The sequence below is a fragment of the Streptomyces sirii genome (genome assembly GCF_045690365.1).
Lineage (GTDB): Bacteria > Actinomycetota > Actinomycetes > Streptomycetales > Streptomycetaceae > Streptomyces > Streptomyces sirii.
Map to the genome: position 1 here is coordinate 6,541,001 of NZ_CP147982.1, position 16,991 is coordinate 6,557,991.

At 68.5% G+C, this 16,991-nt stretch carries 14 protein-coding genes; 8 read left to right on the top strand and 6 right to left on the bottom strand.

Going from position 1 to position 16,991, the window contains the following annotated elements; genetic code table 11:
- Positions 1 to 73 precede the first annotated feature (73 nt).
- Both WAB15_RS29560 and eccE read right to left on the bottom strand, forming a co-directional pair.
- Positions 74 to 913, bottom strand: a complete 840-nt coding sequence (locus tag WAB15_RS29560; RefSeq protein WP_399150858.1) for a hypothetical protein — start codon at positions 911 to 913, stop codon at positions 74 to 76.
- On the bottom strand, positions 913 to 2,139 hold the full coding sequence (eccE, locus tag WAB15_RS29565) for a type VII secretion protein EccE (protein WP_399150857.1): 1,227 nt from the start codon (positions 2,137 to 2,139) through the stop codon (positions 913 to 915). Before eccE ends, WAB15_RS29560 begins: the two co-directional genes overlap by 1 nt.
- Before the next feature lie 347 nt (positions 2,140 to 2,486).
- Between eccE and WAB15_RS29570 the strand changes: the two genes are divergently transcribed.
- The 7 genes from WAB15_RS29570 to WAB15_RS29600 all read left to right on the top strand — a co-directional run bounded on the left by WAB15_RS29570 (position 2,487) and on the right by WAB15_RS29600 (position 10,151).
- Positions 2,487 to 4,139: a type VII secretion protein EccB gene (locus WAB15_RS29570; RefSeq protein ID WP_399150856.1), complete on the top strand. Its 1,653-nt coding sequence runs from the start codon at positions 2,487 to 2,489 to the stop codon at positions 4,137 to 4,139.
- A gap of 329 nt (positions 4,140 to 4,468) precedes the next feature.
- Positions 4,469 to 4,792 (top strand): WXG100 family type VII secretion target, encoded by a 324-nt coding sequence (locus tag WAB15_RS29575; protein WP_384442253.1) that lies wholly within the window; start codon positions 4,469 to 4,471, stop codon positions 4,790 to 4,792.
- A 124-nt stretch (positions 4,793 to 4,916) separates the two neighbouring features.
- Positions 4,917 to 5,210, top strand: coding sequence for a WXG100 family type VII secretion target (locus WAB15_RS29580; RefSeq protein WP_384442256.1), 294 nt, complete (start codon positions 4,917 to 4,919; stop codon positions 5,208 to 5,210).
- Between the two features lie 226 nt (positions 5,211 to 5,436).
- Entirely contained in the window at positions 5,437 to 6,693 is a 1,257-nt protein-coding gene (gene mycP / locus WAB15_RS29585; RefSeq protein ID WP_399150855.1) for a type VII secretion-associated serine protease mycosin, read from the top strand.
- 3 nt (positions 6,694 to 6,696) lie between these two features.
- Positions 6,697 to 7,008, top strand: a complete 312-nt coding sequence (locus WAB15_RS29590) for a hypothetical protein (RefSeq protein WP_393493659.1) — start codon at positions 6,697 to 6,699, stop codon at positions 7,006 to 7,008.
- Between the two features lie 61 nt (positions 7,009 to 7,069).
- Positions 7,070 to 8,692, top strand: a complete 1,623-nt coding sequence (locus tag WAB15_RS29595) for a hypothetical protein (protein WP_407288077.1) — start codon at positions 7,070 to 7,072, stop codon at positions 8,690 to 8,692.
- A 97-nt stretch (positions 8,693 to 8,789) separates the two neighbouring features.
- Positions 8,790 to 10,151, top strand: coding sequence for a S8 family serine peptidase (locus tag WAB15_RS29600; protein WP_407288078.1), 1,362 nt, complete (start codon positions 8,790 to 8,792; stop codon positions 10,149 to 10,151).
- Positions 10,152 to 10,340: 189 nt separating this feature from the next.
- Here the strand turns inward: WAB15_RS29600 and WAB15_RS29605 are convergent, their stop codons facing one another.
- Together WAB15_RS29605 and WAB15_RS29610 are read right to left on the bottom strand one after the other, a co-directional pair.
- A complete protein-coding gene (locus WAB15_RS29605) occupies positions 10,341 to 11,369 on the bottom strand; it encodes a PE-PGRS family protein (RefSeq protein WP_407288079.1) in 1,029 nt (342 codons plus the stop codon).
- 148 nt (positions 11,370 to 11,517) lie between these two features.
- Entirely contained in the window at positions 11,518 to 11,850 is a 333-nt protein-coding gene (locus WAB15_RS29610; protein WP_407288080.1) for a WXG100 family type VII secretion target, read from the bottom strand.
- 658 nt (positions 11,851 to 12,508) lie between these two features.
- On the opposite strand from WAB15_RS29610, the gene WAB15_RS29615 reads away from it, so the two are divergent.
- The gene (locus WAB15_RS29615; protein ID WP_407288081.1) at positions 12,509 to 12,808 is read left to right on the top strand and encodes a hypothetical protein; all 300 of its coding nucleotides are present in this window, start codon (positions 12,509 to 12,511) and stop codon (positions 12,806 to 12,808) included.
- Positions 12,809 to 13,086: 278 nt separating this feature from the next.
- Here the strand turns inward: WAB15_RS29615 and WAB15_RS29620 are convergent, their stop codons facing one another.
- Both WAB15_RS29620 and WAB15_RS29625 read right to left on the bottom strand, forming a co-directional pair.
- On the bottom strand, positions 13,087 to 14,418 hold the full coding sequence (locus WAB15_RS29620; protein WP_407288082.1) for an SUKH-4 family immunity protein: 1,332 nt from the start codon (positions 14,416 to 14,418) through the stop codon (positions 13,087 to 13,089).
- On the bottom strand, positions 14,415 to 16,556 hold the full coding sequence (locus WAB15_RS29625; protein ID WP_407288083.1) for an ATP-binding protein: 2,142 nt from the start codon (positions 16,554 to 16,556) through the stop codon (positions 14,415 to 14,417). The genes WAB15_RS29620 and WAB15_RS29625 overlap by 4 nt, the downstream gene beginning before the upstream one ends.
- Positions 16,557 to 16,991 lie beyond the last annotated feature (435 nt).

The window sequence follows — 16,991 nt, forward strand, 5'->3', positions numbered from 1 at the left end:
GTGCGTGTGTGCCCGCGGCCGGTTGCGTGTGCGGAGCGCTCGGCGCCCGGGGGCAACCGGCCCGCGCTGCCGGTCAGTCCATACGGCGCGGCCCGCCGAGCAGGTTGGTCTCCGCCTCCGTGGGCTGGGTCATGACGAACTGGTTGCTGCCGTCACGCGAGCACCACAGCATGGCGTTGTCGCTGAGCGTCGGCAGCACCGCGCCGACCTGGTCCGGCAGTCGCATGATTCGCGTCACAACCTCCGCCTCCTCGGGCGAAAGCCGCTGCAGACCGACCAGATCGGCGCGGCCGAGCATCTGCGGCGACCGCGGTCCGAGGAACGGCAGCACGGTCAGCACCGACTGCCAGGGGCTCGGGGCGAGCTGATTGCGCGGCGGACGCGCACCCATGTCGCGGATGACCAGCACGGGGCTGGAAACCGACGGTCCCTGCGGCGCGATCTGGCGCACGTCGTGGACCGACACGCACTGCTGCCCGCCGCCCGCGCTCTGCGCCATCTGGCCCCAGGCCGGCGGACGCGCCGTCTCGACCGCGACCCGGGCGCCGATGGCGACCGTACGCAGCGCCAGCACCTGTGCCATCCACATGCTGCCGACCAGCGCGATCTCCATCGGCGCGGGGCGCAGCAGGCTCAGCACGGCGGGCTGGTTCTGCGGGTCGATGCCGATGATCACGCCGTCGTCGCCGACCGGCAGCGTCAGCGCGCCGAGCGACTCGGCCGTCAGGACGTGCGGGCTGCGCCGCGGGCCCCGCAGGCCGTAGCCGGGCCGGAGCTTCGGACCGGTCGGCCCCGTCTCGTCATCTTCCGGGCGCGGCTGGTGGTTGAGCCGGCGGGCGCCGCCGGCGCCGGCCAGCGGGGGGTTGCGCCAGCCGTCGCTGCTGGCGCGGGGCTGATACGTGGGAGAGGCCATCAGCGGGTACCTCCGAGGGGGAGCGTGGCCAGCAGGCCGGGCAGCTGTTCGCGGTCGAGACGTACCAGCCCGACCTTCACGGAACTCGAACGGCGCTCCAACTCGGTCTGTGCGGCGGAGAGTTCGTTCTCACTGCGGGTGGAAAGACGGACGTAGCCCGAGATGGCGGGGGCGCGGCCACCGCCGTGGGTGGCGGTCAGCGCGAAGGTGCTGGCCATCGCCCGGGTGCTGGTCAGCAGCTGGGTGACGGCCGCCAACGGCGCACCGCCCTGGCCCAGTTGGGGCCACCGGCCGATCCAGTACGTGGAGTGCCAGCGGTCGTCGCAGCGCAGCGCCCGGGTCGTCTCCTGGGTGCGCCGGGCCGCCCGGCCGTCGCGCCCCATCGCGCCGTTGGCGGCCCGCGGGCTGACGCACACCGCGGTGCCGATCGCGGCCACGACCTCGCGCTCGTCGAGCACCCTGGCCCGTACGCCGTGCGCGGTCAGCCGGCTGACGAGCTGGTCGGCGGCGCGCAGCAGCGAGCGCTTGGCGCCCTCCATGCCGCCGCCGCGGGCCTCGATGGCCTCCGAGCACAGCTCCGGGTCGAGCTTGAGCGCGATCCACGTCAGCTGGACGGCCGGAGTCTGGGACTGGGCCTGCAGCGGCGCGTACGACCGGGCCGCGACGGCCTGTTCGGGCAGGTGCGGCGCCGGCGCGGGCTGGGTGTACTGCACGAACTGCACCGACTCGAGGTGGATGTCCTCGATGTCGAGGGCGGTGTGCAGCACATCCAGGGGCAGCATGTGGCTGCCGCGCTGCGGACGCAGCGGTTCGTCGCGGGCGTCCACCTGCACGAGGGCCGTCAGGAACGTGCCGTCGCCGACGAATCCGATGGCGCGCTGGTCCGCCTCGGTCGTGTACTCGTAGGTCCGCAGCGCCGGTTCGCACTCCACGACGGGCGCGAGCGCCGGGTCGACGCCCTGCGTGGCCGCGAGGGCGGCGGTGCTGTCCTTGCCGCGGCGCTTCATGGCGCGCACGGTCGTGATCCACTCCGGCAGCGGGATCTTGCGGCGCCGGCCGAGCGCGAAGACGACCAGCACGGCCGCCACCACGACGGCCGCGGTCAGCGCGGCGGGGTGGATCGTCCAGCCGACCAGCACCAGTGCGGCGGCGAGTTCGATGATGGCCAGCTGCTGAACGCGGACTCCGCCGATCGTTCCGGCCTGTTGGCGCAGTCGCGGTGCCACCGGACCGGCCGGGCGGGCTCCGGAACCCCGGCCGCCATTTCCTCTATTGCCCCGCGCTGTGCCGTTTTGGCCAGCATTTCCCGCATTATGCGGTGCCGCGGAAGGCTGTTGCTGCTGTTGCCGCCCATTGCGGCGTCGAGCCCTGGTGGCGCTGGACATCCCCCGGCCTGCTCCTCTACTGGTGATGTGGGCCTCTAGGCGTATCGGCCGCCGCTGAGACTGGTGCGTTGGAAGGTGGCACCCGTACCGTACGGGTCGATCGACACACGGCATAGTAGAGGGCGCTACGGCGTGAGTGCCGGGGGCGGTTCGATGTGGATCCAACACGCGGGGAGAGAAAGCAAACAATGGCATCACGTCGGGACGAGCTGAATGCGTATTCGTTCGCTCGAAAGCGCACGAATGCGGCATTTCTGAAGCCGCTGCCGAACGGTTCGATCGAAAGCGCTCCCAGACCACTCAAGGCAGTGGTGCCGAGCATCGTGGTGGGCGTCCTGATTCTGGTCGGATTCGGTGCCTGCGGCATCATCAAGCCGGTTGCTCCGCAGGGGTGGGACGAAGTCGGGGCGAATCTGCTCGTGGGGAGCGACTCCACCACGCGCTATGTGGTTCTGCCCAACACCGACTCCAACGGCCAGAGCCACAAACTGCTGCACCCCGTCCTGAACCTCGCATCGGCGAAGCTTCTCCTCAATCCCGATAAGTTCAACGTGGTGAAGGTCAAGGAATCCGAGCTGGACGGCAAGCTCGCGCACGGCCCGGCCATCGGCATTCCGTATGCGCCCGACCGGCTGCCCACAGCCAAGGATGTGGACAAGCCGAAGTACTGGGCGGTGTGCGACCGCCCGGGAAGCGGTCTGAAGAGCAAGCCCCAGCAGGCGGTGTTCGTCCTGGCGGGCAAGGACAAGGAGCTCGTCGACGACCCCAAGAAGGGCAAGCTCGACCTGCACGGGGCGCTCTACGTCGAGGACCCCAACGGCAAGCGGTGGCTGGTCGACCAGTACGGCATGGCCTTCGAGTTCGACGCCACGCTGGGCGGAAAGATCGCGACGGCGCAGAGCCCGGAGAAGACCAACCAGGACCTTCAGCGCATCATCTTCGGGGAGAACGCCGAACCGCAGAAGGTCACCGCGGAGTTCATGGCGACGCTCATCAAGAGCCCGGTCCCGATCGCCATGCCCCGCATCGCGAATGCCGGTAAGCGGACCGTCGCCATGGGCGTACCGGACAAATTCCAGACGATCGGCACGGTGCTGCAGACCAACGAGGGGCAGCAGAAGTACGTCGTCCAGGCCGACGGCGTCTACAAGGTGTCGAACTTCGTCGCGAAGCTCCTGCTCGAGGGCCAGAACGCGAAGGACATGAACGCGGGCGGCGGGGCGCTGAAGCCCGAGAACGTCTCCACCTCGAGCATCACCCCGAAGCCGGACGACGCGGGCCGCGCCCAGTCCTACCTGGGCAAGATCCCGAACACCGACATCGACATGCCGTGGCCGACCGACGTCGTCTCCGCCGAGAACGACTTCAAGAACGGCTCGTCCGGCGGCCTGGGCTCGCCCACGGGCACCGGTGTCTCGTGCAGCGTCTACAAGGGCACCAACACCAAGCTCCCGGGCGAGGCCAACAAGCTGCTCGGGCACCCCAACGGCGTGCCGAACATGCAGACCTGGGTCGGCAAGGACTTCCCGGCCAAGATCGCCCCGGGCGCCGGCTCGTACGTCACCCCCGGCAGCGGCCTGCTGTACCGGCAGGTGTCCGCCCCCTCCGCCACGTCCGGAAGCCTCTTCCTGGTCACCGACACCGGCCTTCGCTACTCCATCCCGGAGAACAACGACGGCGGTAACAAGGCCGGCAAGGCGGACCAGGAACAGGGCAAGTCGCAGCTCCACCTCGGCTACAAGGGAGCGCATCCGCCGCTGATCCAGAAGACCTGGTCCGAGCTGCTCTCCGCGGGGCCGGCGCTGGACGTCAACAGCGCCAAAAAGCCGCAGTCCTCGTGATTGGCCGAGGCCGCGCCGAAATCCGTTCAGGGGGTTTCGGCGCGGCCTCTTGCCGTAAGGCGGCCGCCGATCTCACGGCGATCTTCTCTTTGCCGTCGACTTTCCAGATCCGACCGATAGCGCCGCATCTGCCCGAATTCATCGAACGGCGTTTCCTGGGCGGGGAGTTGACAATGTTGTGATCCCGTCACAAGACCCCGCCCCCCTGTTGGGGACAAGGGCGCGGAGTGGTTAAAGTGGTCGAAGGCGTCAGCAGGAGATGCCGACCACGCAAGCCGGCTCGCCGGTGCGGCGCGGGAAACGTACGAGTCTCATGGGGGACGTTGACTATGGCTGGTCAGCAGTACACAACCACCGAGGAGGAGATGGTCGCGTTCAGCGGCAAGATCTCCTCGGTCAATCAGTCGATCCAGGGCGAGATCTCGCGCCTGAACACGGTCGTCGACACCATCACGTCTGGGTGGAAGGGTGCTGCGGCCTCCTCGTACAACCAGCTCCAGTCGCAGGTGAACGAGGACGCCAACCGTCTCAACCAGCTCCTGGGTGAGATCAAGGAAGCGATCGACGAGACCACGAAGAACTACTCCGCCTCCGAAGAGGAGCAGGCGCAGTCGATCACGCACATCTCCGCCTCGGCTTCCCCGTTCGGATGATGGGGCCGCGTCGCTGACCGCGACGCATGGCTCAGTCGCCGCAGTGCGGGCCAGTCGGCGGTAGCGCCGTCGGCCCGCTGCGGTACGTGAATCGACCAGCATCATCAACTCCTGAGGAGACACCATGTCAGGCCAGATCCTCGTAAATTTCGCGACGATCTCGCAGGCCAGCTCCGACGTGCGCGGTACGGCCAACAACATCCGCCAGCAGCTCGACGACCTCGAGGCCGGCGTCAAGAAGATTGCCGCCAGCTGGGAAGGTGCGGCGCAGGAGGGCTACCAGGCCCGCCAGCGCGAGTGGGACCAGCGCGCCGCCTCCCTGCACTCGACGCTCGAGGCCATCGCCAAGGCGCTGGACCAGGCCGCTCAGAACTACCAGGCCACCGAGCACAAGAACTCCGGTATCTGGGGAGCCTGAGCCTCGCGATAGCGCAGGTACGGATGGCGATCGGCTGAGCAGCCCCGAAGGCTCGCACAGTGGTCAATGAGGGCGAGCGCGCTGCACCAGTGCGCTCGCCCTTCTGCCGTCCACACTCCGCCTCATCAAACCTCCACCCGGCCACCTCATTCTCCGCCGTCTATTCACTTTCTCTTCCCCACCCCTCGCCCCGCCTATTCCGCCACACATGGAGAGCAGACAACCCGTGGGATCTCGCGCCATTGGTCATCGAACCGGGCACCGTCGCCGAGCGGCGGGCGCGCTGGTTACGGCGGCGTGCATTGTCGGACTGACGAGCGTCACCGTGGCGCCGGCGGTCGCGGACGAGAACGTGCCGCTCAACAGCGGTGAATGCAAGTTCGGCGCCGACTACATCCGAGAGACCCCCTGGTCGCTGCAGCGCCTTCTGACCAATCAGATGTGGGCTTCCACCAAGGGCAAGGGCATCCGCGTCGGGGTCATCGACACGGGTATCGATGCGGGCAACAAACAGCTCGAAGGTGCGATCGGCAGCGGCGGCATTACGCTCGTCAAGGGCAAGCCCACCGACGACAAGGTCGGCCACGGAACCAAGGTGGCGGGCATTATCGCGGCCCGATCCATTTCGGGTTCCGGCTTCTACGGGATCGCGCCCGAGGCAAAGGTCATTCCGTACCAGCAGACCTCGGAGGAGAAGGCCGGCACTGCCGACAGCCTCGCCAAGGCCATCCGGAAGGCCGTCGACCAGCACGTCGACATCATCAACATCTCCCAGGGAACCGGCGCCAACCGAGACCTGCTGCCCACCCTTGAGCAAGCGGTCAGCTACGCCGAGAAGAACAAGGTCCTCATCGTCGCCTCCGCCGGCAACGGCGGCGCCGACGGCGGCGAGAAGAGCATGTACCCCGCCGCCTATTCGGACGACTACTCCAACGTCCTCGCGGTGGCCGCCTCGGACCGCAACAACGAGCGCGCGCCCTTCTCCCAGTCCGGGAAGTTCGTCCAGATCGCCGCACCGGGCGTCGACATGGTCTCCACGGTCCCCGACGGCGGCAACTGCGTCGACCAGGGCACCAGCTTCGCCGCGCCCTATGTCACGGGAACCGCGGCCCTGCTGAAGGCGAAGCACCGGGACTGGACCCCGCAGCAGCTCATCTGGCACCTGGAGCAGACCGCCGAGCGCGTGAACCGGGACCGGAACGACTTCATCGGCTGGGGTGTGGTCGACCCGGTGGCGGCCCTCAACGACGACACCGTGCCCACCGCCGCACCGCAGCCGGACAAGCCCTCCGAAGTGGCTGACGGCTCCAACATCCACCCGGCCGCCGTCACCATCGGCGAAAGCCCTGAGGACCGGCGTGCCCGCATTTCCATCTACATTGTCGGCGGCGGACTTCTCGCCGTCGGCACGGTAGTTGGCAGCGCCATCGCGATCCGCGACTGGCGTCGAAAGACTGGTTTGAGAACACACGGGGAGGCATAAGTCATGGCTCAGGGGCAGTACGGCGTTGATCTGGACGCCTTGGACCAGGTCATCAAGGAGCTCAACCATGTCCTGAAGGAGATGGGCGACTCGAAGAGCACTGCCAAGAACAGCACCTACCTGCCGAAGGGGTCCCTGGGGAAGGGGTTCAAGGAGGAAGGGCAGCTGTATCAGGCTCACGACCTGATGAAGGGCGACATCGAGCGGCTGATCGACATGGTCGAGGGCCTGGTCGACCGGTTCGGCAAGAAGTCGTCCAAGGTCAGGGGCGCGTACCAGGACGCCGAGGCGGACAACACCGTCGGCATGAAGTGACGTCAGCGGGCTGACGTAGTGACAGATAGAGCGTGTTCGATGACGGAGTGGGGGACAGCAGATGTCAGCGAAAGATAGTGAGTTCAAGCCCGCTGAGGTCCATGTACCGAAGAAGCCTGACCCGGCGCCCAAGGGCTCGGGTGCGGCTTCCGAAGAGAGCTATGAAGTCGGCCAGAGCCGGCCTCAGTTCACCAACCTCAGGCTGAACCAGGTCAAGGCGCTGGTCGAGGGCTCCGACCCGGGCGAGGTCGGCAATGTCGCCGAGGGCTGGAAGAAGGTCCGCGTCTCGCTCGTCGGTGACGACTGGAACAGCGGCATCAAGAAGAAGTTCGACGATGCGGTGACGAAGGTCCTGCAGTCCTGGCACGGCCAGTCCGCCGACCAGTTCGCGACCTCGGCCCAGAAGATCAGCAACAACTTCGCGAAGCTTGCGGCGTACCCGCACAACACCGGCTACGTCCTTGAGCAGATCAGTGACCGGCTCAAGGAGGTCAAGAAGGCCGTCGAGGCCGTCGAGGAGCCGAGCTGGCTGGAGCGCAAGGCCGACCGCCTCAGCGACCTCGCCCACTCCGACACGGGCAAGGCCGGCGCCATCGGCTCGATGCTCCCGGGCGGGAGCGTGATCGTCGGCGGTGCGGCCAAGCTGATGGGCGCTGGCGACGGTCGAGACGACTCGCAGCTGAACAGCGACCTGGCCAACCCGAAGAACTCCATCTACGACGCCATGAACAGGAATCGCGGAAACCTGTCGCTTGACAGGGAGCGCGAGCTTGAGGCTGCTCATTACATGGAGCAGTTGGCGACGACTTATCGGTCGGGTGTTACGGCTATGGGGAAGCCGCCGCTTTCTGGCGGTGGGGGCCGCGGCGAAGAAGTTCCTGAGTACGACGGTAGCGGTGGCGCAATCCCCCCGATTGCCCCGTATGGCCCGGCTCCCTCCGGCCCGAAGGGCGGCACTTCGATGCCGAAGATGCCGGCCGTCAAGGGAGGCGGGTACACGACTCCTCCGGCGATGGAGGCACCGCGCCCGAACGGTATTGACGGCGGGATCGGCAGCATCCCCAAGACCCCCGCACCTGCACCTCACATTGGTACCGGGCTTGACGGCCTCTCAGGGGGCACCGGTCTCGGTACCGGAGGCATCGGTGGAGGTGGCGGCGGCGTCGGCGGCGGCGTAGGCACCGGAGGCTTGGGCGCAGGCGCCGGCGGTCCCCACGGTGGCTCGGGTTCGGGCATCGGCACCCCGGGCATGCCGGGCATGGGCGGAGGCGTCGGCGGCGCACGAGGCGGTGGCGCTGGTGCCGGAGCGGGCGCCCGCGGCAGCCGTACCGGCATGCCGGGCATGGCTGGTGCCGCTGGAGCCGGAGCCAAGGGTGGCGCCAAGGGCGCCGGCGCGGGTAAGGGTGGCGCACTCGCTCGCCAAAAGGGCGGCATTATCGGCGGTAAGGCCGGTAAGGCCGGAGGCGGTACGCAAGGAGGCTCGGGTCTGCACCGCAGCCGCGGGGGCTCGCAGCAGGGTGCTGCAGGTGGCCGTCGTCCAGCTGGGATGATGGGCGGAGCCGGTGCGCACGGCGCCAAGGGCAAGGACAAAGCCAATGAGAACGGCCAGCGTCCGGACTACCTGGTAGAGGATGAGGAGACCTGGACGCCGGAGCGTAATGTGGCGCCCAAGGTCATCGAGTAGGACCCTGTCGGTCGCGATCCGACACACGGCGGAATCGAAGTGGGGCCCGCAGTCCTCGGGCTGCGGGCCCCACCTTGCTAGGGAGAGGTGTAACGGCATGAGCTTCACGCGGACGCTGCGTGCGGTGGGCAGCGCGGTGGTGGCGGGAGCGCTGCTCTTCGGCTCCGCTCCGGCTGCTTCGGCGGATCAGATCAGGGATAGCCAGTGGCCGTTGAAATCGTTTGATGCTGAGAGCCTGTGGAAGGTGTCGACAGGCAAGGGCGTAACGGTCGCTGTACTCGACCATCCGGTTTACGGCGATCATCCTGATCTGAAAGGCAATGTCCTCCCAGGGAAGGACGTTGAAGACGGCGGGCCTGCCAACAAAAAAGATCAGAATAACCACGGGACGTCGATGGCATCGATCATCGCGGGCCATGGGCACGGTGCCGGAAATTCGGAAGGGGTGAAGGGACTGGCCCCGGATTCCAAGATTCTGCCAGTAGCTCTTCCCATCGAATCTGATGACATTGCTGCCCCAAATACTGATCCCTTGGCTGACGCAGTGAAATACGCTGTTGACCATGGCGCGTCAGTCATCAACATGTCCTTTGGGTGGCCTGCTCTGACCGAGGAAGAGAAGCAGGCCTTTGCTTACGCAGCGAAGAAGGACGTCTTCCTCGTGGTCGCGACAGGCAACGAGGGAGTGGGGCGCCTTGATCAATTGACTTCCTATCCGGGAATCGTTGCTGTGGGTGCCGTCGACAAGTCCGGCAAGGTCTGGAATGAATCGAATTATGGTCCACAGACCATGCTGACCGCACCCGGTACCCTCGTTCGATCTGCAGGGGCAAATAAACCGTACATTCTGGCCAACGGTACTTCGGAATCTGCGGCCTACGTCTCCGGTGCCGCCGCGCTCCTCCGCGCCAAGTTCCCCGACCTCACCGCCGGTCAGATCGCTAACCGTCTCGTGAAGACGGCTGGCCTCCCGGCCGGTAAGGAGGGAATGACGCTTCCCGACCCGCACTACGGCTACGGATTCATCAAGCCGTACAGCGCGCTGACCAAGGACATTCCGACCGGTTCCAAGAACGGTCCGCTGAAGACTCCCAAGACGGAGCCGTCCACCGCGACCGGCGGAGCGACTGTCGCAGGATCGTCTGGTAGCGGAAACGAGCAGGCAACCGGCCAGAAGGATAGCGGTCTTGGCATGGGCGCCATCGTGGGAATTGCGGTTGGCGTTCTCGTAGTTGTCGGAATCATTGTCCTCGTCGTGGTCCGGCAGAAGAAGAACGACCGCAACGGCCCGCCGCCCGGTGGGTTCGGTGGACCTGGTGGTGGCGTTGGGTTTCCGCCGCAGCCGGGTGGCCCGTACCAGCAGCAGGGTGCCTACCAGCAGCCGGGTCCGTATCAGCAGCAGCCCGGCGCTCCGGGCGCCTACCCGCCGGCGCCGCCCACCCAGCCTCCGGGGCAGTGAGGTCTCTGCGGTCGGCAGCATGAGGTCGGCAGCATGAGAAACGTGCGGTGAACAGGTGTGGGGTCGTGGTCGTGGACTGCGGCCCCACACCTGTGCCCCACCTGAATTGTTAGTAGTTCAGAACAAACGCAATGGGCCCGCAGGCGAGAAGCCTGGGGCCCATTTTGGGTGTGGCGCAGGGGTTCCTGTTCAGCCGAAGACTGAGCGGACCTCGTCTGTGACGCCCTGGTGGCGGGTGGCGGCCCCGCCGGTGCGGCGGTCGACATGGCGTTGGCCCGCGTCCAGGCCGCGGTTGGTGAGGTCTTCCTTGGCGTGGTCGACGTAGGTGCCGGGATCGGCGAGGCTGGTGACGCCGTCCACGTACTCCTGGGCGCCTTCCTTGACGCCGTCGACGTATTCGCCGGCCTTCTTCTTGCCGATGTCGGCGGTTTCGCCCCAGTCGATTCCGTCGCGCGCGCCGAAGTGGCTTTCGATGCCCTGCTGGGCGACGTTCTGGCCCATCCCCGTGGCGGCTTCCTGCGCCTTGGCCTTGCCCTCTTCGACGATCTTTTCGCGGGCGATTTCCTTGGCCTGGGTGACGACCTTGTCCTTGACGGTTTCCTTGACGGTCGTCTTGATGTAGTCCGCCGCCATTTTGCGGGCTTCCTTGGAAACGGCCTTCTTCGCCAGCTTCTTGATGGCGTCCATGGTGGCGTGTTCCATGGCCTTGGTGGCCGCCTCCATGACCTCGCGTTTGATCTTGTCGAGGATCTGGCGGACGATCACGCGGGTCGCCTGTGTGGCCCCGGCGGCGCCGAGTTCGGAAAGGCCCAGGGTGAAGGGGGCGGCGGCCTGAGCGGCGATGATTTCGGCGGCGAGGACGACGAGCTGGACGATGACCGCGATCTTGCCGGCGAGCACGGCGATGGCGGCCGCATCGAAGGCGACGGCGATGATCTCGGCCGCCGCGGCGGCGTCACGGAGGTAGTTGTCCCCGCTGTCGCCACCGCCGGAGTACGAACCCCATTCGTTGGAAAAGCCCTCGATCGCGTCGCCGGAGTTGGCGGAGAGGACTTCATTGGCTGCCGAAGAGCCCGAGGAGGATGCCTGGTTGACCGACTCGGCGAAGTTGCGCCAGACCTGGGCGCATTCATGGAGCTTGTCCTCGTCGGCGTCCGGCCAGTTGTAGCCGAGCAGGTCCAGGACCCAGGCTACCTCGCTTGGCAGCGTCAATGACACAGTGATCGTCCCCCGTGCGGTTTTTGCCGATTGCGGTGTGGAATGGCGAAGGCGGGAATGGGGTGGAGAAGGGAGTGGGAGTGAGGGAGCCAGGAGGTCGAGCTGGGCTCAGGGGCTCGCGTGGGAATCGCGTGCGGTGGACCGGGCGTCAGATGGCCGGGCGGCCGACCGCGCTGATGGTGTGGATGCCCTGCTCGTCGGACTCGGCGTAGGTGCTGGCCATGTGCGTCAGCTTGTCGCCGATGCCTTCGAGGCGCTCACCGAGGGAGTCCATCGACGTGAACATCCCGTCCCTGATGGGCGTGTAGACCGTTTCGAAGATGTCGCCGAAGTCGCAGTTTTCCCAGGGGCTGCCGAGGGCTTCGAGGTCGTCCTGCAGCTTCTTCGAGGCCTTCGAGAAATCGCCGCCGATGTGGACGAAGGCGTTGCCCTGTGTCCGCAGCACATCCGGATCGACGTCAAATGCCTTGCCTGCTGCCACCGTTGCCCCCGTTTTCAACCCTGTCGCGCGCTGACTCTTGGCGCGATCCTAATGCTCCCACATTAGGTGATCTGAATGCGGGCGCGTCAAGGTGGGAGTGTGGAGAATGTGTGGGCATCTCGGCATGTCAATACCGATGAGATTCTGGGGAATTGACCCACCTATGCCTTTGGAGGCATTGGTGAATCTTGCGGAGGGGGGCGGGTGGAGAGCGGATGATGGCAGGCCTCGACCGCATACTTAAAGTGCAGGTTAAGTATTGGTGCGCTGTTGGTCAATCGTGGGTGTGCGGGAAGGGCGTACGCGGGTGATGCGCGGGTGAGGGGGGGTGCGCGGCGCGTGTGGGAGTGGAGGGCGTGATCAAGTAGTCGCGCCGGTAGGTGGCCCGGCATGGTGATCAAGCTGTGATTGTCGGCTGTGATGCGGCGTCAGTCGAGGCGGGGGAGATTCGTTCGCCGGGTGGGGCCGCCGTGTGACGTATTGACGGTCGGTTTGTGGGGCTGGGGAATTCGGCCGGGGTGGTGTGGGGCGATGTGGTGGGTGGGATTTCCGGGGCGGGGGTGCGGTGCGCATGTCTCGTCGGCCTGCGGTCCACCGGGGGAGAGGTCGGCCGGACGGGGACGCGGAGACGATCACTTGTCCCGTAGCATTTCCGCTCATGGATGCACCCGGCAGTGAAGAGCCCCTTCCCGAGAGTCGTGTGGGGCTGACGCCTCGTCAGGCGAGGCGAATACGCATCGTCCTGGCCTCAGTGCTGATGGCGGCGATGGCGACGGTGCTCGTGGTGCGCCTGGCCTCGCGTACGTCCGTCCTGGTGGTCGGGGTGTACGGGGCCGCGCTGGTGCTCTGCGGCGTGGTGATCGAACTCAGCCGGAACGGGCGTACCCGGCTCGGCACATGGCTGCTGGGCATCGGGCTGGCGGCCGCGCTCGCGGCGGACTGGCTGCTGCTGCCCTGACGGCAGGGCGGGGCGAAGCGACGCAGAGCGAAGCTGGGCAGGGCGAGGCAGAAGCAGGGCCGGCGGGGCGGGGCTGCCGTCATTCCCGACGTCGACGGGCAGGCCCCGCGTCGAATCGTCCGCGGTCCGGGCGGGCTCGTAGTCGTCTGCCGTCCGGCCGGACGACTTGCACGCAGACGCCGTTCGGCCGCTCGGGGACTCGCCCCGCGCGGCCGAACGGCGCCCAGCGCCCGAGCTCGGGGCCCGGGCCCTCGGCGCCCCGGCAGTGCCTCAGAGTCTCAGAACAGCCCGTGCCACATCTGCTCGATGACCAGCGACCACCAGTTGCCCTGGTCGTCCAGTGCCCAGGAGTCGATCGCGGCGATCTGCTCCTGGAAGGCGGCGACCGCCGCGCCCGCCGCGAGCGGGTCCATCCCCTGCATCTCGCGTCGCGTGGTGACCAGCAGCGCGAGCGAGCGCAGATACGCGGAGAGCGTGCGGTTGACGAACCGGCCGCCGCCTGAAGACGGCTGGACGGCCCAGATGGTGCCGACCATGTTCTGCTGCGCTTCGGGGGCGACGCACTGGACGGCGATCGTGTAGAGGCCGTCGGTGCCGAGCCGGACGTAGCCGGCGAGCGTGGTCAGGGCCTCTTCGCGGGCCTCGGTGCCGGTCTCGCGCAGGGAGGACGCCACGTCCGTGAACATCCCGCCGGGGGGCGGGGTGTCGGGGCGGTCGGCGGTGAAGAAGTACGGCACCGCGGTCGGCAGTCCGGCCCAGACCAGGGTGTTCCTGGTGGCCTCGGGCAGTTGCCCCGCGGCGACGTCGTCGGCGTCCGGGCGGCTTACGCCCTGGGGGCCGAAGACCTCCACGAGGTGCTTGCCGAGAGCCACATCACGCATCTGCGGCGCGGCCTCGACGCGCTCCGGCACCGGCAGCCGGTGCGGACGCGGCGGTGCCTGCCGACCCGCCATCTGGTGCATCATCTCGACGTGCCGCAGTAGTCCGGCGATGCCTTCGGCGCGCTCCTCGGGGCGCATGCCGTAGCCCTCGGTGCAGGAGAAGCTGGCGTTCGGGAACGTACGGAGGATGAAGTCGCCGGGGTAGCCGCCGGGCAGCAGGGCGGGCCGCAGGTCGGTGTGGATCGCGCGGACGTCCGCGGCGTTCACGCCCAGCCGCCGCAGCTCGTCGTGGAGCTGGAACTCGACGGGCGGCTGCCCGGGAGCCGAGACCTTGACCAGGCTGGTCTCCTCGCCGGTCGACGGATCGTTGTAGGTCGCGACGGCGGTGTTGCCGGGGCCGGTGACCGGGGGTCGGGCCGGTTCCGCCGGAGCGGTGCCCGCGCCGCCGCCGTGCTTTTGCTGGTACATCCGTACGACCTCGTCGACGGGTACGGACGGCCACACCGTCAGCTCGCCCGTAGCCCGGTCGACGACGCCGCAGGCGGTGCCGATCTCGGCGGGCGGGCGTCGCTGCCCGGTCTCCGGGTCGACCTCCGGGGGAGGCGGTACGGCCCACACCACCCAGCCGAGGTCGAACTCCTGCATGGCCACCTCGCGCGGCGGGCCCTGATGCCCTTCGGGGTTGAGCCAGCGGGCGGCGGTGGCGTGTGCCTGCGCCTGGGTGATCACGAGTGGTCTCCTTCGAGGCCGTGGGGAGCGTCGGCGTCAGTGGTGCCGGTGCGCTGGGCCGGCACGGTGGGGGCGGCGGGGACGGGCGCGAGGATCTGCCGGGCCGTCACGCCGCGCTCGGTGGCGACGACGAGGACCCCGTCGGAGGAGAGGTCGGCGCCGGTGATCGGGGAATCCGAGAGCAGCGCGGCCACCACCTCCCGGCTCGCGCGGGTCCAGACCCGCAGATAGTCGGCGCCGCGGCTGAGGGCGAAGGGCGCGGCCGCCCGCTCCTCCTCCGAGGGCTGCACCGTCCGCGCGGGGTCGGCGTCGAGGTACTGCGGAGCGTGCAGATCGTGGAGCAGCAGGGCCACCCCGCCGCTCTGGCCCTCTCCGCCGTCCGGGCCGCCGGGCACCGTACGGGAACCGGGGGTGCCCTCGGGAACGAGGAGGGCGGCGACGGCGCGGGGGGCCGCGGTACCGCCGGACGCCGGGGAACCGTCGCCCTCGGCCGCGTCCGCCGTCGATGCGCCCTCGCCGTCCGGGGACAGCGAGGCGATCGTCACCGCGCGCACGCCGGCCAGCGGCACGCTCCACAGCGTCCGCCACGGCAGCGCGAAGCCGCGTGCGTGCAGGGCCTGGGCGTACGGCGCCAGCCCGTCCTCGACGAACGCGCTCTCCAGGAGCGCCGCGCGCATGGTGGCCGACGCCTGGGAGCGGGTGAGCAGGGGAGCGGTCCGCAGGTACGTACGGGCCGGTGCGCCGAGCTGTTCGACCGGCACGGCCTCGATGGCGGCCCGCAGCGTCACCGGGTCGGCGTGTGCGAACAGGCCCGGGTCGGTGAGGAGTTGGGGGAGCAGACCGGCTTCGAGGGTGTGTGCCGCGAGGTGGTCGCGGATGTAGGGGTCGGCCTGTGACCAGTCCTGCTGCGGCACCGCCTCCAGCAGGGTCATGGCGATCTTGGTCTGGGCGTCCCGCACGTCCGGCAGCCCGGAGCGGATCTCCGCGGCGAGCGCGGGGTGCACCAGGCGCAGCAGCACACGGGCCGCACCGTCGTCGGGGCGGGCCGTGGAACCGGCTCCGGGGACGCCCCCGTCCGGCTCCTCCTCCGCATCCTCGTCGTGCGAGGAGGTCTCGACCGGCTGGACGAACGGCGCCGCCAGCAGCATGCCGTCGGCGAAGTCCTGGCTCATGTCCCGTCCGGCGAGGGCGCTCGCCAGCGGCGCGATGAGCTGGACCGGCAGGCCCTCGCCCTCGGCGAACGCGAGCGGTGCCAGCATCAGCCGCAGGACCTGGGGATCGGCGCCGAGCCGTCGGGCGTGCAGATCGAGCGCCTCGCCGACGCTGCCGGGCAGCAGGGAGGCGTCCGCCGGGTCGAAGCCCTCGGGCTGCATGAGCAGCGACTGCACGGCGAGCTGGAGGGTCAGTCGGTCGCCGGCCGCGCGCTCGGCCATCGCCGCGGCGAGCGCCCGGCGGGCCGACGGGTCGGCGGTGTACGGGAGTTCCGGCGCCCCGAGAGCGGTCTCGGCGTGCAGCGCCAGGCCCTTGGGGTCGGCCCACTCGGGAGCGTCCAGATCGATGATCTGCGCCTGGCCGTCCGGCAGCGCCGCGGTCAGCTCGGCGGCCAGCTCGCGCGGCACATCGGCGAGCAGCTGAACCGTTTCGGTGGCGGCGAGCGGCTGGAGCACGTCCCGTATGAGGCGGGCCGGTTCGTTCGCGGCGCGCACCGGACCGGCCTGGTCCACGTCCGGCACCACGATGGTCACCGGCTCTTCACGACCGGCGAGTTCGGTGAAGATGTCCTCGCTGCGCGCGGCGCTCAGCTCGAAGTGGTCGGCGAGGAGCCACAGAACCTGTGCCGCGGTGCGGCCGCCGGGGCTCGGGACGGCGGGCGCCGGCAGGTCCGGGGGCACCGTGGCCGGGTCCATGTCGTCCAGCGGCAGCTGCTTGCGGTAGTCGGGATCGCACATCATCAGGAAGCCGGTGATCAGGCGTGAACGCCCGCTTCCCGGGTTTCCGGTGAGCGCGATCACGCGCGGCGCACCGGGCCACCGCATGCGCCAGGCCGCGAGGGCGCGCAGCGCGGCGCCGCGGCCGCCGATGTACGGATGCGGTGCGTATCCGGCCGCCCGGGCGTTTCCTTCTTCTGAGGCGCTCATGGCTTCCTCGTCCCCCATCAATCCCGCCCTCCACCTTCGTGGATTCCTGCGTGTACCGCCTCGATCCTATGATCCGGCGCGCGTGCACGGGACGGTGCGGGGTCTCTGTTCCGGAACTGGAACACGCAGGCCGGGGTGGGTGTGGGGGCGTTGTGCCGGTGGCGTGTGGGGTGAGCGGGTTGGCGGTGGTTCCTGAGGCCCGTTTCCCCGGCCTGTTGTGGAGAATTCGAGACCGCCCGGTGTGGAAAGGAAGCAGATCCGCCCGAATTCCTTGGGCGGGCGATCTGCGTTCCTCCGTACCGAGCGAATCAAGCAATTCCCGCGAATCATGCGAAACGAGCGAATCAACCGCATCGGGCGCAATCCGCCATACCGCCGATACCACCTACATCGACGGTATCGACGGTATCGGCGAAGGTGCCGGCCGAATCGGCC

What these genes read in the sequence shown, in the direction of transcription:
- WAB15_RS29560 (WP_399150858.1), bottom strand. Translation starts at nt 913, where the DNA reads ATGGCCTCTCCCACGTATCAGCCCCGCGCCAGCAGCGACGGCTGGCGC.
- WAB15_RS29570 (WP_399150856.1), top strand. Translation starts at nt 2,487, where the DNA reads ATGGCATCACGTCGGGACGAGCTGAATGCGTATTCGTTCGCTCGAAAG.
- WAB15_RS29575 (WP_384442253.1), top strand. Translation starts at nt 4,469, where the DNA reads ATGGCTGGTCAGCAGTACACAACCACCGAGGAGGAGATGGTCGCGTTC.
- WAB15_RS29580 (WP_384442256.1), top strand. Translation starts at nt 4,917, where the DNA reads ATGTCAGGCCAGATCCTCGTAAATTTCGCGACGATCTCGCAGGCCAGC.
- WAB15_RS29590 (WP_393493659.1), top strand. Translation starts at nt 6,697, where the DNA reads ATGGCTCAGGGGCAGTACGGCGTTGATCTGGACGCCTTGGACCAGGTC.
- WAB15_RS29595 (WP_407288077.1), top strand. Translation starts at nt 7,070, where the DNA reads ATGTCAGCGAAAGATAGTGAGTTCAAGCCCGCTGAGGTCCATGTACCG.
- WAB15_RS29600 (WP_407288078.1), top strand. Translation starts at nt 8,790, where the DNA reads ATGAGCTTCACGCGGACGCTGCGTGCGGTGGGCAGCGCGGTGGTGGCG.
- WAB15_RS29615 (WP_407288081.1), top strand. Translation starts at nt 12,509, where the DNA reads ATGGATGCACCCGGCAGTGAAGAGCCCCTTCCCGAGAGTCGTGTGGGG.
- WAB15_RS29625 (WP_407288083.1), bottom strand. Translation starts at nt 16,556, where the DNA reads ATGAGCGCCTCAGAAGAAGGAAACGCCCGGGCGGCCGGATACGCACCG.